The sequence below is a fragment of the Variovorax sp. LjRoot130 genome (genome assembly GCF_964253755.1).
In the GTDB taxonomy this organism is placed as follows: Bacteria; Pseudomonadota; Gammaproteobacteria; order Burkholderiales; family Burkholderiaceae_C; genus Variovorax.
Map to the genome: position 1 here is coordinate 755,348 of NZ_CAXURM020000002.1, position 17,076 is coordinate 772,423.

Consider the following 17,076-nt stretch of genomic DNA (forward strand, 5'->3'; position numbering starts at 1 on the left):
ATGGCTACCTTAGAAGCGCGGTGAGGGTCAGTGCGCCGCGGCAAGCGCTGCCGCGAGCGTGGTGGCCATGGGCGTTGTCGGCCGCCCGATCAGGCGGCTGAGTTGCCGACCGTCGTCGAACATCGCACCCTCTACCGCCGCCGTGTCGGACTGAGCGACCATGGTGGCCACCGGTTCGGGCAAGCCCGCGCCCATCAGGGCCCCGCGATAGTCGTCTTCGGGCAGGTTGTGATACGGGATCGGCCGGCCGACCTGGCGCCCGATCTCGGCGGCCAGTTCAGCGAGTGTGAAACTGCTGTCGCCCGCAAGTTCGTAGACCTCGTCGGCCTGACCGTCGGCCACCAGTACGGCGGCGGCTGCGGCAGCGAAGTCGTCGCGCGACGCCGCCGCAATGCGGCCGTCTTCGGCGGCGCCGATCAGTGCGCCGTGTTGCAGCACGGCAGGCAGGCTCATCAGGCAGTTCTCGGTGTACCAGCCGTGGCGCAACAGGACGTGCGGGAGACCACAGGCTTTCAGCAGGACTTCGGTCTCGCGGTGCTCGCCGGCCACCGGCAGAGCAGAGACGTCGGCGCGCAGCACGCTCGTGTAGGCCAGCAGCCCGACGCCGGCGGCGCGCGCGGCATCGACCACCGCGCGGTGCTGCGGCACGCGGCGCCCGATCTCGCTGGAGGAGATCAGCAGCACCTTGTCCGCCCCGCGAAAAGCCGTCGCCAGCGTCTGCGGCCGGTCGTAGTCTGCCTGGCGGACCTGCACGCCGCGGGCGGCCAGGTCCTGGGCCTTCGCGGGTGACCGTACGGCCGCCACCACGCCCGAGGCGGGCACGCTCTTCAACAGTTCTTCGATGACAAGGCGGCCGAGTTGGCCGTTGGCCCCGGTGACGACGATCATGGACGGGTCTTTCAAGGGTTGACAGATCAATGGCCAGATGCACCAGGTGCATGGGCGGGAATGGGTAGCGAAGCCGCGAACTACGGAGCAGCCTCGAACGCCGCGCGGACCTGGTCGTGGAACTGGGCCACGACAGGCCACATCAGCGGGTGCGTGACGATCAACGGAGCCCGGCGCTCCATGCCGCGCAGCACGATCTCGGCCGCCGTTTCGGGCGGCATGTCGGCCGCGGCCAGCAAGGCCGGGGTCTCGGGCGGCATGTCGTAGGCCACGGGTCGCAGCGCACCGACGTTGGCTGCGATGTCGGTGCGAACCAGCCCGGGATAGAGGATCGACACCTCGATGCCTGTGCCGGCCAACGCGAGCCGCAGGTCCAGCGACAAAGCGGTGACGGCCATCTTGGTGGCCGCGTAGACACCCTGGTGCCAGCCGGGGTCGGGCACCAACGCAGCCATCGACGAGACGTTGACGACGTGGCCGCCTTCGCCGTGCCGCCGCAGCTTGGGCACGAATGCCTTGATGCCGTTGAACACCCCGCGAAGGTTCACGTCGATGACCCAGTCGAACACGCGATCCGGCACCTGGTCGAGCGGGGTGCCGACTTCGCCCACGCCGGCGTTGTTGAAGACGTAGTGCACCTTGCCGAAGCGCTGTTCGACGGCGTCGGCAGTGGCGTAGAAGGCCGCCCGGTCGGCGACGTCGAGCACGAAGGGCGCCACGTCGGCGCCTTCGGCCGCCAGCCGGGCGCAGGCGCTATCGAGCGCTTCACGGCGCACGTCGCTCATCGCGACGCGCACGCCGCGCGACGCCAGTACGCGGGCGAGGCCGAACCCGATCCCGCTGGCGGCACCGCTGACGAACGCCACGCGGCCCTTCCACGGATGCGCCGCGGGCGAGTTCGTTGATCTTTCTGTAGACATTTGGGTCTCCTGAGCAGGGGTTTCGGGCCGCGTGCGCGGCCGCTTCAATACAAGGTGCCGCGCACTGGCACGGTCTCGGCCAGCAGGTAGAAGCCTGCATCTCGCTGGATCAGCGGGCCGAGGCGACGTTCGATGCGGGCGACGTACTCGGCCATGGCCGGCTCGTCCTTCGGCTGCAGAAACCCCAGCTCGCACATTCCCGCATAAGGCGGCGGCTCGGCGTCGGGGGGTGACAGGGAAATGTTCAGCGTGGCGCGGCGCACGCCTTCGAAGAGCACCGGTTCTTCGTCCAGCAGTGCCTGGTGCGCTGCGGCCCAGGCGGCGCGCAGGCCCGCGGCGGCCTCGGCGCTGCGCGCACGAAGGTAATGCAGCAGGCGCAGGGTCGACGCGCCGCTGCAGGGCAGCGGCAGCGGCAGCGGCGACTCGTCGAACATCAGGAACAGCGGCGAGCGCTGGTCGGCAAAGTGCCCCTCGTCCGGGGCGATGATTTCCTTGTACTCGCGCGTCGAGCTGGCGGCCTGCTGGTCGGCGAGCGTGGCCGCATGGATGTGGCTGACCGAGTCATACCGCCACGCGGGCGCCTCGGGCCCGTAGCAGCCGTCGTAGACATGCTGCTGCACGTAGGCCTGCAGATAGCGCGCCACAGCCTCGGTGCCAAGCACCAGGCGCGCATGGTCGTCACGCAAATAGCGGCTGTACTGTGCATGGGTCATGCCCGGCCGGCGGGCCGCGCAGATGTTGAGTTTGGGCATCGATGAACCTCAGAGGGCCGGTGTGATCGCGTTGGGCCGACCGCTCACGGCGCGACACTGTCCATGTCGTGGCTGTCCGGCCAGGGGTCGAGCAGGAGCTTGCCGACGGCGTCACGCCCCTGCATCAGGATGTGCGCTTCGGCGGCCTGCTCGAGCGGCAGCACGCCGTGCACGGCGGGGGCGACGGCACCGCTGCGGACCAGCGCTCCCAATTCGGACAGCGCTTCGGCGACACGAGCCGGTCGGTGCTGAAAGTAGCCGCCCAGGAAGAAGCCGGTCAGGCGCTGGTTGCGGCTGGTGATGCGCAAGAAATCCAGCGCCCCGGGCGTGGGCGCCGCTGTGCCGTAGACGACCATGCGTCCCCAAGCGGCGAGGCATTCGCTGCCCTGGCGCAGCAACTCGCCGGCAGTGGCATCGAGCAACAGGTCCACACCCTGACCCTGGGTCAGTTCGAGCACACGTTCGGGCCAGTCCGAGTGGCTGTAGTCGACGCTGGCGTGCGCGCCGAGCGCTGTCGCCTGATCGCATCGGGACGCCCCGCGCGCGCCGCCGATCACGAGTGAGGCGCCCTTCGCACGCGCCAGTTGCAGCAGCCACGAGCCGACGCCGCCGGCAGCCCCGAGCACCAGCACGCGCTCGCCTGCACGCAGTTCACCGGAGTCGTGCAGCGCCAGCGCGGCCGTTGTCCCCTGGATCAGCAAGGTGCCGGCCAGCCGCGCATCCAGCCCTGCGGGCCAGGGCAGCAACTCGGCACACGGCAGCGCGATGTACTGCGCATGGCCACCGCCCATGATGCTGGCGCCGAGCACCTGCCGGCCCATCCAGCCGGTATCGACACCGTCGCCGAGCGCACACACGACGCCGGCCACCTCGGACCCTGCATTGAAAGGCAGCGGCGTCGGCACCGGATAGGGTTCACCGGCGCGACGCAACACGTCGGCGTAGTTCACCCCGGCCGACAGTACGCGCACCAGCACCTGGCCGGGGCCCGCACTAGGTGTCGGCACCTCCTCGCAGCGCAGCACCTCGGGGCCGCCGGTCGCGTGAAAGCGTACTGCGCGCATCGTGGGCGGGTTCATCAGGGGCGGCTTGCCTCGGCGGGGGGAAGCGCCGGATTGCGGCGCGACAGGTAGGCGCCGAGCGCTGCCAGGTCCGCATCGCTGATCTCGGTGCGCCGGTAGAACGGCATCACCGAGACGCCGTGTCGCACGAAGACCGTGACGAACTCGGGCGTGAGGTCGGTGCGCTGGTCGAGCACCGGCGGTACTTTGCCTTCGTACTTGGCCTCCAGTGCTTCTGTGCCGGTGAGCCCTCGACCGTAGTAGCCGGGACCCGGTCCGTGGCAGGCCACGCACCAGGTCTCGTAGACCCGCTTGCCGATGGCCTGGCGCGGCGACAGCGTGTCTTCGTCGGCCCGGGCGGTGCCGGCGCACAGCAGCGCCAATGCCAGGCCAGGGATCGACAGCATGCGCAGCATGAACGACGTCTTCACTTCTGCCGCCCCTTTCTCAGGTGCTTGGGCCAGATGCCTCCCCTTCCCGGCGCGATGATGCCGTTCGGGTCTGCCGCGTCCTTGAGCGCCTCGGTGAACCGGCGAAGGGCATGGTCGTTGAACGAATACACGCTCGAGATGAGATCGCTGAAGATCGGCGACGTGCGGTACTCGGCCCAACCGCGTTCGGCACTGAGCTTCACCGCATGACGGAAGATCTTCATCGAGGCTTCGTTGATCTTGGGGTCGGTCCGGGAGATTGGCAGGCCGACCACCAGCAGCAGCGACCGGAAGATTGACGCCTGGGGCGGCCGGAACAGGGGGTTCAAGCCGGGTATTCGCATCGCCGCCATCACATCGGCAAGAACACGGGTGGCTTCCAGGGCCGCCTCGCCCGTCTTGGGAATGATCGGCGAGAAGAAGACGTGTCCGTCCATCGGATAGGGGTTGAAGCGCGAACGTACCGGCCCCTGGGAAAAGCCCTCCAGGCTCGGTGCGCCGATCGACACCCGGAATGGCACTTGTTTCTGGTCCTGTGCGGACATCGGAAACCTGAATGTCGGGCCGTCTTCGAAGCGGGCATCGGGGATCGCTTCGCGCACCAGGCGCTTCGCATACGACCAGTTCGCCGCCACCGTCTCCGCCGGGCCGTAGAACTGCAGCGTCAAGTCCCATATGGGCAGGCCGCGCCGCGCCGCGAACTGATCGAGCTCTTTGTCCGGTACATCCACGCGGCTGGTCAGTGCCGTGAGCTCGGGGTCGATGAGGCTGGCGAGCGGGCTGTCGTAGATCGGCAGGCCGATCAGCCCGCCATGCTCGAGCCGGTTGGTGACGTCGATCAAGGGGATCAGGTCGCGCCGGCGGAGCACCCGGACCTTGCCGGTGGCGTAGGCCTCGGGCTCGGGCATGAGCCAGATGCCCATGCGCGTCACGATGCCGAAGTTGCCCTGCCCGAACAGGCCATCGACGGTCGGGCCGAAGCCGTAGGGAAACTGCGCGAAGGTGTCGGCGTTGGGCATCGCACCCATGCCGGTGCGCATCAACTCGCCGCTGGGCAGCACCACTTCCAAACCGCAATGCGAGCCGAAGTGGTCGCGGAAGTGCCCCGTGGTCCAGCCGACACCACGGTCCAGCGCATTGCCCAGCACGCTGCCCCAGCCGGGCTCCGGGCAGTCGATCCAGACGCGCAGCTTGCGCTCCTGGATGTAGTTATAGAGGTCGAAATACGAAACACCTGGCTCGACGATCGCAAAGTGGCGCCGGTCGTCGACTTCGACGATGCGGTTCATGCGCTTGAGGTCTACGACGATCGAACCGCTGTAGCCCGGCGCGGAGCCACCGTAGCCGAGGTTCTTCCCTGTCGAGATGGGATAGAGGGGAATCTTGTAGCGGTTGGCGATACGTACGACTTGCTGAACTTGTTCGACCGACCTGGGCGCGACAGCAGCGCTCGCCAGGCGCTCTTCGCGTGTGCCCCAGAGCGGGGAGTAGGCGTCGCGATAGAGATCGAGGTCAGCCTCGCTGGTAAACACCCAGTCGCTGCCGACCGCGGCAGCGAACTGAGTCAGCGCGGCCGCAAAGTCGCGATCACTGACACCTGGGGGCAAACGTCGGGCCATGCGTCTTCTTTCAAGAATCCAAGTTCAGCGCCAAGCGTGGCGCCATCAGCCACGCGACCCATCGATATGGCGCGGCGTCGAAGGTGGGTTCCAGTGGTCGCCACGACGACGGAGCGCCGAGTCGCGCGCGCAGCCGCTCGACGGCAATGGCAACCGCGCCGGCTTCCGGCGCTGCGACACGCGCGACGGTGCGTACACCGTCTGCCGCTGCGACTTGCTCCAGGCAAAACAGCGTCGCTGGCGTCGTGAGGCCGATCACGGGGCCGCGCAGGCGGCGCCAGTTCACGGCATGGGGACCGAACAGCGCCTCGTCGACGCTGGGGCCGAGATTGATTTGCTGGATGCCTCCCCGCCAAGCGGCAGCAAACAGACGGCTCTCCACCAGTGCCTGCTCATTCAAGAGCAGCTCCGTGGGCACTGAAGGCCCGGACTGCGACGCCCGATGGGCCCCGATTGCCTGGGCGATCGGCAGTGCGGTGGCGATTGCCACCACTGTTTGCAACCAATCTCGGCGGTTCGCGCGCATGTGCCACCTCTTGAAATCGATATCGGAGCGGCCACGCGCAGAAGGGGGCGGACCGCAGGGTGGCGAACGTTACGTAAAAAGACGCGGCTCGGGCACTGCCGTCGATGAATAGCAGTCTTGCAGAATGCGGATGGGTCGCGCTGCCGGGATCGCGTCGCTCAGCGCGCCATGCGGCTGGCGTGCGGCCGGCCGGAGAAGCCGAGATGAGCCGCCATCAGTACTCGTCGATGCGACTTGCTGCTTCTGCAACCAGGCTGCGCAGCCAACTCAGCCCCGGATCATTGGTACGGAACTTGTGCCACTGCATGGCCTGCTCCATGGCATCGATCTTTATCGGCGTAGGGCGGATCTCGAGTGGCCAGACGCCGACGAGGCGACGGGCAACGCGCTCGTGCACCGTGGCAACGCGGTTGGTGCCGACCAGCAAGGCGAGCAGCGTGATGAAGCTGTAGGTCAGGACCTCGACGCGCCGCGTGACGCCGTAGCGCTTCAGGAACCAGCCTTCGAAGGCGTCCACACGTCCGTTGCTGGGCTGCATCACGACATGTTCGGCGGAGACATAGCGCTCGAATGTCAACTCGCCGCGGGCCAGTTCGGCATCGCGCCAGACCATGCAGACGAAGTCCTCCTTGTAGAGCACCTCGCGCGGGTGGTCGGGGGACATGAATCCAGTGGGAATGATCAGCAGGTCTGCCTCGCCGCGCTCGAGGTCGCGGTGCGGCTGTGCGACCTGCTGCGCAAACTCGAAGCGAACCCTGGCCTTCTGCTGTGCTGCCAGCGTCATCAGCGCAGGCCCCAGCACCAGTTGCGCGTAGTCCGACGAGAAGATGCGGAACACCCGATCACTGGCATGCGGCTCGAACACCGGAGGCGCAGCGATCGTGCTGTCGAAGCGCAGCAGCAGGTCGCGCACAGCCTCTCGCAGGCCCTCGGCGCGCGGGGTCAGTTCCATCTTGCGGCCGATTTGAACGAGCAAATCGTCGTCGAAATACTCGCGTAACCGCGACAGCGAATTGCTTATGGCCGACGGGCTGAGACTGAGGGCCTCGGCCGCACGCGTCACGCTGCGCTCCTTCAGCAGCACGTCAAGAGCCACGAGCAAGTTCAGATCGAAATTGTGGAATCGCACGTGTGCCTCGTCTTTCGATCCGGGTGTTGGGCGGCGTAGAAATCCTCACGCGCGGTCGCGCAACTGCGCCCAGTCATCCGAACGAGACGGGGTGATGCGGGTTTGCCCTCGATCATTCCATGCCATCGAACTGACGCTTCGATCGAAAGGATTTCTCTTGAATCCGCCCGGAGTTTAGTCTGCCGTGCACCGAGTCCGGTACAGGGCTCACACTAATAAGCGGAGACAACGAATGGTCGTCGACCATGCTTCGGGCGAGCTTTCGCTCGGAATTTCAGGAGGGCGGTCCGCGGCGGGTGCTCTGGTCCGTCGCATCGTCGTTGTCGGCGGCGGTATCACCGGATTGACCTGCGCGCTGGCCTGCGCGCGCGCCGGCGCGCATGTGGAAGTGATCGAGGCGCATGCATCGGCAACTCGGCTGCCTGCGCACATTGATGTGGTTCCAAATCTGCTTCGCGATCTGGCGCGACTCGGCGTCGCGCAAGCCTGTGTGCAGCGCGGCTTTGCGTACAGCGGTCTGTCGGTCGTCGATGAGCGCGGTGACGAGGGCTTTCGACTGCCGACGCCGTCGCTCGCGGGGCCGCAGCTCCCGCCCGCCGTCGGCATTGCGCTCGCAGACCTGTTGGATCTGCTCGAAGGTGCCGCGGTGCGATCCAGCGTGGACGTGCACCGCGGCTGCACGGTGAGCAGGGTCGATTCCGAGAGCGGGCGCGTCATCGCCGAGGACGGGCGCGTATGGGAAGCAGATCTTGTCCTGATTGCTGCAGGCGCCGGATCGCCGCTGGCCAGTGCGCTGCTCGGCCCGGCGCGACCGGGCGTGCTGCGCCACGCCTGGTGGCACGCACTGCTTCCACGTCCACCTTGGCTGGACCGTTCGACATGGATGGCCGGATCGGTGGGTCGCAGGTTGTTGCTCGTGCCAATCAGCATGTCGAGAGCGGGCGTGGCCGTCGTTAGCACTGAGGAGGCGAGTGGGCCCACTGACGGATACGCCCTGACACGACAGCTGAAGTCGTGGGGTTCCTTTCCGCGGCGCATCGCCGCGGCGATTGACCCGTCGGCGCCGGTCGTGCTGCACCGCGTTACCAGTTGGTTGCGCGACCCACCTTGGCATCGTGGTGCGGTGTTGTGTGTCGGCGCGTCCGCGCATGTCATCGCGCCGCCGTTCGGGCAGTCTGCAGCGCAGGACCTGGAAGACGCCGTCGTGTTGGGCGAGCTGGCGGCCGCGGGGCTCGACCGCCCGCGCCTGCTGCGGCAATTCACCGAGCGGCGCAGCGAGCGCGTGCGGTGTCTGCATGAGCTGACCGAACGCGCAGCCCTCTGGACGACGCAGCCCGAGCCTGCAACCGACTTGCTGCAGCTCGCCGGCGAGATTGACAGGCTTGTGGCGACGCCAGCCTAGCTGCCTCTTCGACCCCACTAACCACAGAGAGAGAGGAATCCCCAAATGAGACAAGCTTCACCGCGGCCCGGCCGCACTGCCACAGCGCTGGCCGCCGCGTTCGCGGCCGGCGCAGCGCAAGCAGTTGGCATCGATCTCGGCGAGTCGGACTGGTCGCTGCGCTTCGACAACACGGTCAAGGCGGGCCTGATGGCGCGCACCCAGAACGCCGATCCAGCGCTGGTCAACTCGTTCCGCCTGCTCGTGCCTGGAGTGTCGGCTTCGGCCTTCCCGCAGGCGCTGAACTTCAACGCCGGCGATGACAACTTCCGCAAGCGCGGCCTCGTGTCCCAGCGAGTCGACTTGCTCAGCGAGTTCGATGCGGTGTACCGAAAGGACTACGGTCTGCGACTCAGCGCAGCTACGTGGTACGACGCAGCCTACCGAGGCACCACCGATGCGGCCGATCCGGTTAACGGCCAGACGCCGATCAACGAGTTCCCGGAGCACACGCGCAGGCTCGCCGGTCGCAAGGCCGAGGTCCTCGATGCCTTCGTCTTCGGCAGCTTTGACCTCGGGGACAGCCGCCGACTGACCACCCGCCTGGGCCGTCATGCGCTGCAGTACGGCGAAAGCCTGTTCTTCGGCGACAACGGCATCGCGCGCGCCCAAGGACCGATCGACATCCTCAAGCTGCTCGGTTCGCCGAACGCGCAGTTCAAAGAGATCATCCGCCCAGTACCGCAGCTGTCGGCGCAGTTTCAGGTCACGCCCGAGGTCTCGGTTGGCGGCTACGCGCAGTTCCGCTGGGAGGCCGATCGCCTGCCTCCTTCGGGAAGCTACTTCTCGACCACCAACATCCCCTGGGGATCCGAGCAGCCCGAATTCGTCGGCATCCCCAACGTCGGCAATTTCGGTCTGCTGCCCGGCGGCGATCGCAAGCCCAAGAACTCCGGCCAGTTTGGCCTGCAGCTGAAGTGGCGCCTAGACGACACCGATCTCGGCTTCTACGCTGCGCGCTACCACGACAAGGGCGGTCAGCTTTACGGCCGACTCAACCCGGCGGGCACTCCGGGGCCGGGCGGCACGCTGCCTGGCGACTGGTACTTCGTGTTTCCCGAGGCGGTGAAGGTCTATGGCGTGAGCGCCTCGCGCTCGGTCGGAGACTTCAACTTCGCCGGCGAAGCCTCGGTTCGCGACAACATGCCGCTGCGCAGCACCAACATGTTGTACGGCTTTTTCCCCGGCCAGCCGCAGCCGCGATACGCCACCGGTCGCACGGCGCACCTGAACCTGTCGACCCTGGCCAGCTTCGGTCCGAGCTTCATCTCGCGCGAGTCGAGCCTGGTCGCGGAGATCGCGTGGAACCGGGTGCTGCACAAGACCGATCCAGATGGCGAACTCGACGCCGGTCGCACGCGTGACGCCACCGCGCTGCAGCTGATTTTCACGCCCACGTACCGTCAGGCGCTGCCCGGACTCGATCTGAGCATACCCATCGGCCTGCGGTACACGTTGGACGGACGCTCGTCGGTCACCGCCTGGGATGCCCGCGGCAACGGCAGCGTCAACGTGGGCCTGGAGGGCAACTACCTCGGCGTGTGGCAGTTCGCACTGAACTACACGCATTTCATCGGCAAGGCCGTGCCGTTCGTCGATTTCTCGCCGTCCTTGAATGGCGGCAGCCCGATCTTCGGCCATGGCAACGCACTGGCCGACCGCGACTTCGTCTCGCTCACGTTGCGCCGTACGTTCTGAACAAGGAGACACTCGAATGAAACGATACTTCGTCGCCACAGCTGCCTGTGTGGCCGCACTGGGTTGGCCTGTTGCAGCTTCAGCCGGCGTCAACGCCGAAGAGGCTGCGCGCCTGAAGACCGACCTGACGCCCCTGGGTGGCGAGAAGGCCGGCAACAAGGACGGCAGCATTCCCGGCTGGACGGGCGGCTACACGATCCCGATCCCAGGTGACAACCCGGGTGGAAGGCGAGGCGATCCGTTCAGGGACGAGAAGCCGCTCCTTTCCATCACCGCAAAGAACGTCGACGAGTACGCCGAGAAGCTGACCGACGGCACAAAGGCGCTGTTGAAGAAGTACCCGGGCACCTATCGCGTCGACGTCTACAAGACGCATCGCACCGCGGCGGCGCCGCAATGGGTCTACGACAACACGTTCAAGAACGCGACCCGCGCCAAGCTCAGTGGCGACCTGGTTGACGGCGCGTATGGCGGCATTCCGTTTCCCATCCCGAAGACCGGCGCCGAGGTGATGTGGAATCATCTGCTGCGTTGGCGTGGCACCGCGTGGCAGTTCCACGTCAACATGTACCAGCTCACCACGGACGGGAAGGCCGTGCTGACGACCGACGGCGTGGGTGACCAGCAGATGGCCTACTACCTGCCCAAGGGAACCCCGGAGCAGTTTGCGGCCAAGGGCAACTTCTGGGAGGTGCGCCTGTTTAACGACGGTCCGCCGATCCGCGCCGGCGAGGCCATCGTCGGCGGCCAGAACGTCGATCCCGATAAGAGCACGGCCTGGGTCTACCTCACCGGCCAGCGCCGCGTGCGCAAGTTGCCCAACCCTTGCTGCGACACGCCGACGCCGGCTGCAGCGGGCGTCATGTCCTTCGACGAGATCGAGGTCTTCACTGGGCGGCTTGATCGCTTCGACTGGAAGCTCCTGGGCAAGAAGGAGATGATCGTCCCGTACAACTCCAACCGGCTGCTGCAGCCCAAGACCGACGCCGAGGTCATGAGCGCACACCACCTGAGCCCTGACAGCGTGCGTTGGGAACTGCACCGCGTCTGGGTCGTTGAAGCCACCTTGCGCGAGGGCAAGCGGCACCAGGCTCCGAAGAGCCGCTACTACTGCGACGAGGACAGTTGGATCTGTGTGCTGGGCGACCGCTGGGATGCCAACGGCCAGCTCTGGAAGACGCTCTGGAACCAGACCTTCGTCGCGCCAGACGTCCCCGGCCTGATGGGAGGTTCGATGGGCTTCTACGACCTGCTCTCGGGCACGGCCTTCATTGGCAATCTCTTTAACGCCAAGAGCAAGCAATACCTGGTCATGCCCCCATACCCGGAGAGCGCGTTCACGCCAGACGCGGTCGCTGCCGGCGCCCGTTGAACGCGAACCCGAAGGAGGACTACAGATGATCAAGATGATGGCCGCAATCTGCCGGCGTCCCGGCATGACACACGCGGAGTACCTGGCTTACGTGCAGCATGTGCATGGCGCAATCTCCAATGAGAACCCTGTGACCCTGCGGCGCTACGTGCAGAACCACGTCTTCGACGCGGCGTTCGGCAGCAGCGCCGAGGCCATCCATGCGATGACGGTAGCGCGCGATTCGGTGACCGAACTGTGGTGGGACAGCCCCGGGGACATGCAGGCGACCTTTGCGCACGAGCATGTGCGCACCAAGACCGGTCCTGACGGTGCGAACTTCGCCGATACGAACCGCACGCTCAGCGTGGTGACCGTGGAGGCCGAGCAGCCGGTGCCGAACCCTGGGCGGGCCGCCGGCGCCAAGGTGCTGCACTACCTGCGCATGGCCGACGGACTGACGCTGACTGAATTCTTTGGGCGCTGGGCGCGGGCCCACGAGCGCGCGCTGGTGGCCGCTCCCATGGCTGCGGCGGCCATGCGCCGCTGCGTGCATAACCACCAAGTCAGCGAGTTCAACCCAATGCTCGCGTACTTCGGTGCCAAGGACGTGCCGATCTACGAGGGCGTCGCAAGTCTCTGGTTCACCGACACCGCGTCGGTAGGCGCGTACCGAGACTACGAGCGCGCGCTGCTCGCAATCAATGCGGAGCTTGGTGCGGCGTTCTACGTGCCGGCGCAGTCGTTCTTCGTCTACGCCACCGAAGTGTCGATCTACGAGCGTCTCGACGACTGAGTTGGGACTGAATCCATGAAAACCTATCAGCGCAACGCCTGGTACGTCGCGGGCTTCGCCGACGAGTTTGCGCCCGGCAAGTTGGTGGCGCGCACGCTGCTGGACGAGAAACTGGTGCTATTCCGTACGTCCGAAGGAGGGATCGCCGCGTTGGCCGACCGCTGCCCGCACCGATTCGCACCTCTCTCGGCCGGGAAGGTGTGCGACGGCGGCCGATCGGTGGAGTGCGCCTACCACGGTCTGCGCTTCGGGGCCGATGGTGCATGCGTACACAACCCCCAGGGAGACGGTCGCCTCCCGAAGGCGGCCACTGTGCCGGCGCGCGTGGCGCGCGAGCGCGACCGATTGGTGTGGCTGTGGGCCGGCGACCCGACGCGTGCCGACGAGTCGCTGATCCCCGACTACTCGCACGTGACCTCGGCGTCAGAGGATGCCACCGTGCGCGGCTACATGCCGACCGCGTGCGACTACCAGCTCCTCGTCGACAATATTCTTGACCTGACGCACGCCGACTACCTGCATGCCGGCACGCTGGGCAGTGGTGCGCTCACCCGATGCAAGCCGCAAGTCAGTGACCTCGGTGAGCGCAGCGTGGGCATCGCGTGGATCTCCAGCGGGGACCTCACGCCACCGGCATTCGACATGCATCTTCGCGAGCAGGGGCGTCCAACCGACCAGTGGACCGAAGTCATCTGGACGGCACCCGGTTGCATGCAGCTCAATGTCGGATCGACGCTGCTGGGCGAGCCACGCGAGTGTGGCGTGGACTCATTGAACCTGCACCTGGTGACACCGGAAACGTCCAGGAGCTGCCACTACTGGTTCTGGACCACGCGCGACTTCGCGGTCGACCCGGAAGCCAACGGGCACATCCGCAAGCTCGTCGAGCACGCGTTCTCGATGCAGGACAAACCGATGCTGGAGGCGCAGCAGCGCGTCATCGGCGATGCCGAGTTCGTGTCGCTGAACCCGGTGCTGCTCCCGGGCGATCCGGGTTCGATGCGCGTGCGGCGCAAGCTGGAGCAGCTCATCGCGCAGGAGCAGGCGGGATGAAGCGGCTTCTCGCGGGCATCGCCTCGCTTGCAGTCTTCTCTGTGACGGGCGCGGCCGAGCCGGTCGGCGCCGCGCTCGACCGTCCTGCGCTGGCGGTGCGCGCGCCGGAGCGCGCCGTGCTGCTCGGCGCCACGCAAGTCGGCGCGCAGTGGGTCGCGGTCGGCGAGCGTGGTCTCGTGCTGCGTTCGGACGATGGCGGCAGCGGTTGGCAGCAGGTTCCCGTTCCTACCAGCGTGACGCTGACCGCCGTGCGCTTTGCCGACGAGCGCAACGGCATCGCGGTCGGGCACGGTGGCACTGTGCTGGTCACGACGGATGGCGGGCATCGTTGGGAGCGCCGCCTCGACGGGAGGCGCATCGCTGAGCTGATGCTGGCCGACGCGAAGGCGCGTCAGGACGCGGCCGGGCAGAAGGCGGCCGAGCAGCTGCTCGCCGACGGGCCCGACAAGCCGCTTCTCGACGTCCTGCCGCTCGGACGGGATCGTGCACTGGTCGTCGGAGCCTACGGCCTGGCGTTGGCCACCCAGGACGGTGGTAAGACATGGACCTCGTGGGCCGGGCGGCTGGACAACCCGAAGGGTTTGCATCTGTACGCGGTGCGTCAGCGCGGTAGTCGCATCGTGATCGCCGGCGAGCAGGGTCTGGTCCTGAAGTCCGACGATGCTGGCCAGAGCTTCCAGCGCATCGACACGCCGTACAAGGGCAGCTTCTTCACACTGGAGCTCACCGGAGAGCAGGAGGTCGTGCTGGCCGGCCTGCGCGGCAACGTCTGGCGCACGCTCGACGGCGGGCGCGAGTGGCAGGCGCTGCAGCTCCCGATGCCGGTGTCCGTGGTCGCGAGCCAGCTCGCGGCCGACGGCACGCTGCTGTTGGCCAACCAGGCCGGCTTCGTGTTCGCCCGACGGGGCGACGCCTTCGCGCCGGTCAATCGTGATCCGCTGCCTTCGCTCACCGGTCTTGCCGCCGCCCGCAACGGCGCGTTGCTGGCCCTGTCTGTCCAGGGCGCGATGCCCATTTCCTCCAAGCCATGACGCCTCAGGATTTCGACCCACGCTCCGGCTCGCTCGTCGAGCGGGCGCTTTTCAACAATCGGCTGCTCGTGGTCGCGCTGTGCACGGTGATCACTTTGTTGCTCGGCTGGCAGGCCACCCACCTGAAGCTCAATGCAAGTTTCGAGAAGACCATTCCTGAGAAGCATTCGTACATCCGCAACTTTCTGCAATATCAGAACGAGCTGACTGGGCTGGGCAACGCGGTACGCATCGCGGTCGCGAACCCGAAGGGAACGATCTTCGACGCGGAGTACCTCGATACGCTGCGCCGCATGAGCGACGAGGTGTTCCTCGTGCCTGGTGTGGCGCGCAACCAGATGAAGTCGCTGTGGACGCCGACGACGCGCTGGGTCGGCGTGACCGAGGAGGGCCTGGAAGGCGGGCCGGTCGTCCCCGATGGATACGACGGCTCACCGAAGAGCTTGGAGCAGATGCGCGCCAATGTCGCGCGCTCGGGAGAAGTCGGGCAGATCGTCGCGCTGGACGCGAAGTCCAGCGTGATCTTTGTGCCGCTCCTGGCCAAGGACCCGCAGGGCCAGCCGCTGGATTACGGCGCCCTCGCTCATCGTCTCGACGAGCTACGCGCCAAGTACGAGCAACAGGGCGTCGAAGTGCACATCACCGGCTTCGCCAAGATCGTCGGCGAGCTGATCGACGGTGTGCGTGCCGTGCTGGTGTTCTTCGCCCTCGCAGTGGCGATTGCCGCGGCGATGGTCTTCTGGTTCACGCGCTGCGTGCGCTCCACGCTGCTGGTTGTCACCGTGTCCCTGGTGGCGGTGGTCTGGCAGGTCGGCCTGCTGCCGACGCTGGGCTTTGCGCTCGATCCGTACTCGATCCTCGTGCCGTTCCTCGTGTTCGCGATCGGCATGAGCCACGGCGCCCAGAAGATGAACGGCATCATGCAGGATATCGGGCGGGGCCAGCCCAAGCTGGTGGCCGCGCGCCACACCTTCCGGCGGCTGTTCCTGGCGGGCCTGACGGCGCTGCTGGCCGATGCTGTGGGTTTCGCGGTACTGCTGGTGATCGACATCCACGCGATCCGCGAATTGGCCATTGCCGCGTCGATCGGCGTGGGCGTGCTGATCTTCACCAACCTGATCCTGCTTCCGATCCTGCTGAGCTACACCGGCGTCAGCGCGGCCGCCGCGCAGCGCAGCCTGCGCGCCGAGGCGGCTGTCCAGAAGCAGCCGCTGTGGCGCTGGCTGGACCGGTTCACCCAGCGCCGCTGGGCGACGGTTGCGGTGGCCGCGAGCGCCGTTCTCGCGACAGGCGGATTGGCTGTCTCGAGTCAACTGGCCATCGGCGACCTCGATCCCGGAGCGCCCGAATTGCGGGCCGACAGCCGCTATAACCGCGATGTCGCATTCATCAACACCGCCTATGGCGCGTCGAGTGACGTGCTGGCGGTGATGGTGAAGACGCCCGATGGCCAATGCTCGCAGTACGCGACGCTGAACAAGATCGACGCCCTCGAGTGGCAGCTGCGTCAGCTCGAAGGTGTCGAAACCACGAACTCACTGGCGCTGTTGAACAGACGCGTGCTCACCGGGCTGAACGAAGGCAATCCCAAGTGGTACGAGTTCCTGCCCAACCAGGACATGCTCAACACGATCACCGCGGGCGCGCCGCGCGGTCTCTACAACGACGCCTGCTCGCTGTTGACGGTCTACGTCTACCTGCGTGACCACAAGGCCGAGACGCTGACGCGCGTCGTCAATCGCATCGAGTCGTTCGCGAATGCGAGCGACACCGCTGATGTGAAGTTCCTGCTGGCAGCAGGCAGCGCCGGCATCGAGGCGGCGACGAACATCGTCGTCAAGAATGCCTGGCGCACCATGCTGTTGCTGGTCTACGGCGCAGTGGTGCTGCTGAGCTTCATCACTTTCCGGTCGTGGCGGGCGGTGCTGGTGGCGGTGCTGCCGCTGATGCTGACCTCGGTGCTGGCCGAGGCGCTGATGGTCAGCCTTGGCATGGGCGTCAAGGTGGCCACGCTGCCGGTGATCGCGCTCGGCGTTGGCATCGGCGTGGACTATGCGCTCTACATCCTGTCGATCACGCTTGCGCAGCTGCGCGAAGGCAAGAGCTTGTCGCAGAGCTACTACCGTGCGCTGCTGTTCACCGGAAGGGTGGTGCTGCTCACCGGCGTGACGCTGGCCGTGGGCGTGGTCACCTGGGTGGCCAGCCCCATCAAGTTCCAGGCCGACATGGGACTGCTGCTGGCCTTCATGTTCCTGTGGAACATGCTCGGCGCGATGGTGCTGCTGCCGGCACTTGCGCACTTCCTCCTCGAGCGGCCCAAAGCGGCAGGAGACCTGACGGCCGAAGTCTTCGCCGGGCAGGCCGCGGCCACGTGACCGGA

The 17,076-nt window shown here is 66.7% G+C and carries 15 protein-coding genes; 7 read left to right on the forward strand and 8 right to left on the reverse strand.

The genetic code is table 11. The annotated features are described in order from the left end of the window. Nucleotides 1–27: 27 nt before the first annotated feature. From ACSQ86_RS33395 to ACSQ86_RS33430, 8 genes are all read right to left on the reverse strand, one after another. Entirely contained in the window at nt 28–888 is an 861-nt protein-coding gene (locus tag ACSQ86_RS33395) for an NAD(P)H-binding protein (protein ID WP_436310568.1), read from the reverse strand. 80 nt (nt 889–968) lie between these two features. Continuing rightward, the gene (locus ACSQ86_RS33400) at nt 969–1,808 is read right to left on the reverse strand and encodes an SDR family NAD(P)-dependent oxidoreductase (protein ID WP_436310569.1); all 840 of its coding nucleotides are present in this window, start codon (nt 1,806–1,808) and stop codon (nt 969–971) included. A gap of 44 nt (nt 1,809–1,852) precedes the next feature. After that, a complete protein-coding gene (locus ACSQ86_RS33405) occupies nt 1,853–2,560 on the reverse strand; it encodes an EthD domain-containing protein (protein WP_436310570.1) in 708 nt (235 codons plus the stop codon). 44 nt (nt 2,561–2,604) lie between these two features. After that, nucleotides 2,605–3,639, reverse strand: a complete 1,035-nt coding sequence (locus tag ACSQ86_RS33410; RefSeq protein WP_436310571.1) for a quinone oxidoreductase family protein — start codon at nt 3,637–3,639, stop codon at nt 2,605–2,607. Beyond that, nucleotides 3,639–4,052, reverse strand: coding sequence for a c-type cytochrome (locus ACSQ86_RS33415; RefSeq protein WP_436297636.1), 414 nt, complete (start codon nt 4,050–4,052; stop codon nt 3,639–3,641). Before ACSQ86_RS33415 ends, ACSQ86_RS33410 begins: the two co-directional genes overlap by 1 nt. Further along, nucleotides 4,049–5,671 carry an FAD-binding oxidoreductase gene (locus tag ACSQ86_RS33420; RefSeq protein WP_436310572.1) on the reverse strand — a complete coding sequence of 541 codons (1,623 nt, stop codon included), beginning with the start codon at nt 5,669–5,671 and terminating at the stop codon, nt 4,049–4,051. The genes ACSQ86_RS33415 and ACSQ86_RS33420 overlap by 4 nt, the downstream gene beginning before the upstream one ends. A gap of 10 nt (nt 5,672–5,681) precedes the next feature. Continuing rightward, on the reverse strand, nt 5,682–6,197 hold the full coding sequence (locus ACSQ86_RS33425) for a hypothetical protein (protein WP_436297638.1): 516 nt from the start codon (nt 6,195–6,197) through the stop codon (nt 5,682–5,684). A 214-nt stretch (nt 6,198–6,411) separates the two neighbouring features. Further along, entirely contained in the window at nt 6,412–7,326 is a 915-nt protein-coding gene (locus ACSQ86_RS33430) for a LysR substrate-binding domain-containing protein (RefSeq protein ID WP_436306929.1), read from the reverse strand. A 232-nt stretch (nt 7,327–7,558) separates the two neighbouring features. On the opposite strand from ACSQ86_RS33430, the gene ACSQ86_RS33435 reads away from it, so the two are divergent. The 7 genes from ACSQ86_RS33435 to ACSQ86_RS33465 are packed head-to-tail and all read left to right on the forward strand — an operon-like array spanning nt 7,559 to nt 17,071. Continuing rightward, entirely contained in the window at nt 7,559–8,728 is a 1,170-nt protein-coding gene (locus ACSQ86_RS33435) for an FAD-dependent oxidoreductase (RefSeq protein ID WP_436310573.1), read from the forward strand. Nucleotides 8,729–8,773: 45 nt separating this feature from the next. Then, nucleotides 8,774–10,465 carry a DUF1302 domain-containing protein gene (locus ACSQ86_RS33440; RefSeq protein ID WP_436306927.1) on the forward strand — a complete coding sequence of 564 codons (1,692 nt, stop codon included), beginning with the start codon at nt 8,774–8,776 and terminating at the stop codon, nt 10,463–10,465. A 16-nt stretch (nt 10,466–10,481) separates the two neighbouring features. Next, the gene (locus ACSQ86_RS33445; RefSeq protein ID WP_436310574.1) at nt 10,482–11,837 is read left to right on the forward strand and encodes a DUF1329 domain-containing protein; all 1,356 of its coding nucleotides are present in this window, start codon (nt 10,482–10,484) and stop codon (nt 11,835–11,837) included. Between the two features lie 25 nt (nt 11,838–11,862). After that, nucleotides 11,863–12,612 (forward strand): EthD domain-containing protein, encoded by a 750-nt coding sequence (locus ACSQ86_RS33450; RefSeq protein WP_436297643.1) that lies wholly within the window; start codon nt 11,863–11,865, stop codon nt 12,610–12,612. 15 nt (nt 12,613–12,627) lie between these two features. Next, nucleotides 12,628–13,665, forward strand: a complete 1,038-nt coding sequence (locus ACSQ86_RS33455; protein WP_436310575.1) for a Rieske 2Fe-2S domain-containing protein — start codon at nt 12,628–12,630, stop codon at nt 13,663–13,665. Continuing rightward, on the forward strand, nt 13,662–14,696 hold the full coding sequence (locus ACSQ86_RS33460) for a WD40/YVTN/BNR-like repeat-containing protein (RefSeq protein ID WP_436310576.1): 1,035 nt from the start codon (nt 13,662–13,664) through the stop codon (nt 14,694–14,696). Before ACSQ86_RS33455 ends, ACSQ86_RS33460 begins: the two co-directional genes overlap by 4 nt. After that, entirely contained in the window at nt 14,693–17,071 is a 2,379-nt protein-coding gene (locus ACSQ86_RS33465; protein WP_436306923.1) for an efflux RND transporter permease subunit, read from the forward strand. Before ACSQ86_RS33460 ends, ACSQ86_RS33465 begins: the two co-directional genes overlap by 4 nt. Nucleotides 17,072–17,076: the final 5 nt, after the last annotated feature.

What these genes read in the sequence shown, in the direction of transcription:
- ACSQ86_RS33395 (WP_436310568.1), bottom strand. Translation starts at nt 888, where the DNA reads ATGATCGTCGTCACCGGGGCCAACGGCCAACTCGGCCGCCTTGTCATC.
- ACSQ86_RS33400 (WP_436310569.1), bottom strand. Translation starts at nt 1,808, where the DNA reads ATGTCTACAGAAAGATCAACGAACTCGCCCGCGGCGCATCCGTGGAAG.
- ACSQ86_RS33405 (WP_436310570.1), bottom strand. Translation starts at nt 2,560, where the DNA reads ATGCCCAAACTCAACATCTGCGCGGCCCGCCGGCCGGGCATGACCCAT.
- ACSQ86_RS33410 (WP_436310571.1), bottom strand. Translation starts at nt 3,639, where the DNA reads ATGAACCCGCCCACGATGCGCGCAGTACGCTTTCACGCGACCGGCGGC.
- ACSQ86_RS33420 (WP_436310572.1), bottom strand. Translation starts at nt 5,671, where the DNA reads ATGGCCCGACGTTTGCCCCCAGGTGTCAGTGATCGCGACTTTGCGGCC.
- ACSQ86_RS33425 (WP_436297638.1), bottom strand. Translation starts at nt 6,197, where the DNA reads ATGCGCGCGAACCGCCGAGATTGGTTGCAAACAGTGGTGGCAATCGCC.
- ACSQ86_RS33435 (WP_436310573.1), top strand. Translation starts at nt 7,559, where the DNA reads ATGGTCGTCGACCATGCTTCGGGCGAGCTTTCGCTCGGAATTTCAGGA.
- ACSQ86_RS33440 (WP_436306927.1), top strand. Translation starts at nt 8,774, where the DNA reads ATGAGACAAGCTTCACCGCGGCCCGGCCGCACTGCCACAGCGCTGGCC.
- ACSQ86_RS33445 (WP_436310574.1), top strand. Translation starts at nt 10,482, where the DNA reads ATGAAACGATACTTCGTCGCCACAGCTGCCTGTGTGGCCGCACTGGGT.
- ACSQ86_RS33450 (WP_436297643.1), top strand. Translation starts at nt 11,863, where the DNA reads ATGATCAAGATGATGGCCGCAATCTGCCGGCGTCCCGGCATGACACAC.
- ACSQ86_RS33455 (WP_436310575.1), top strand. Translation starts at nt 12,628, where the DNA reads ATGAAAACCTATCAGCGCAACGCCTGGTACGTCGCGGGCTTCGCCGAC.
- ACSQ86_RS33460 (WP_436310576.1), top strand. Translation starts at nt 13,662, where the DNA reads ATGAAGCGGCTTCTCGCGGGCATCGCCTCGCTTGCAGTCTTCTCTGTG.
- ACSQ86_RS33465 (WP_436306923.1), top strand. Translation starts at nt 14,693, where the DNA reads ATGACGCCTCAGGATTTCGACCCACGCTCCGGCTCGCTCGTCGAGCGG.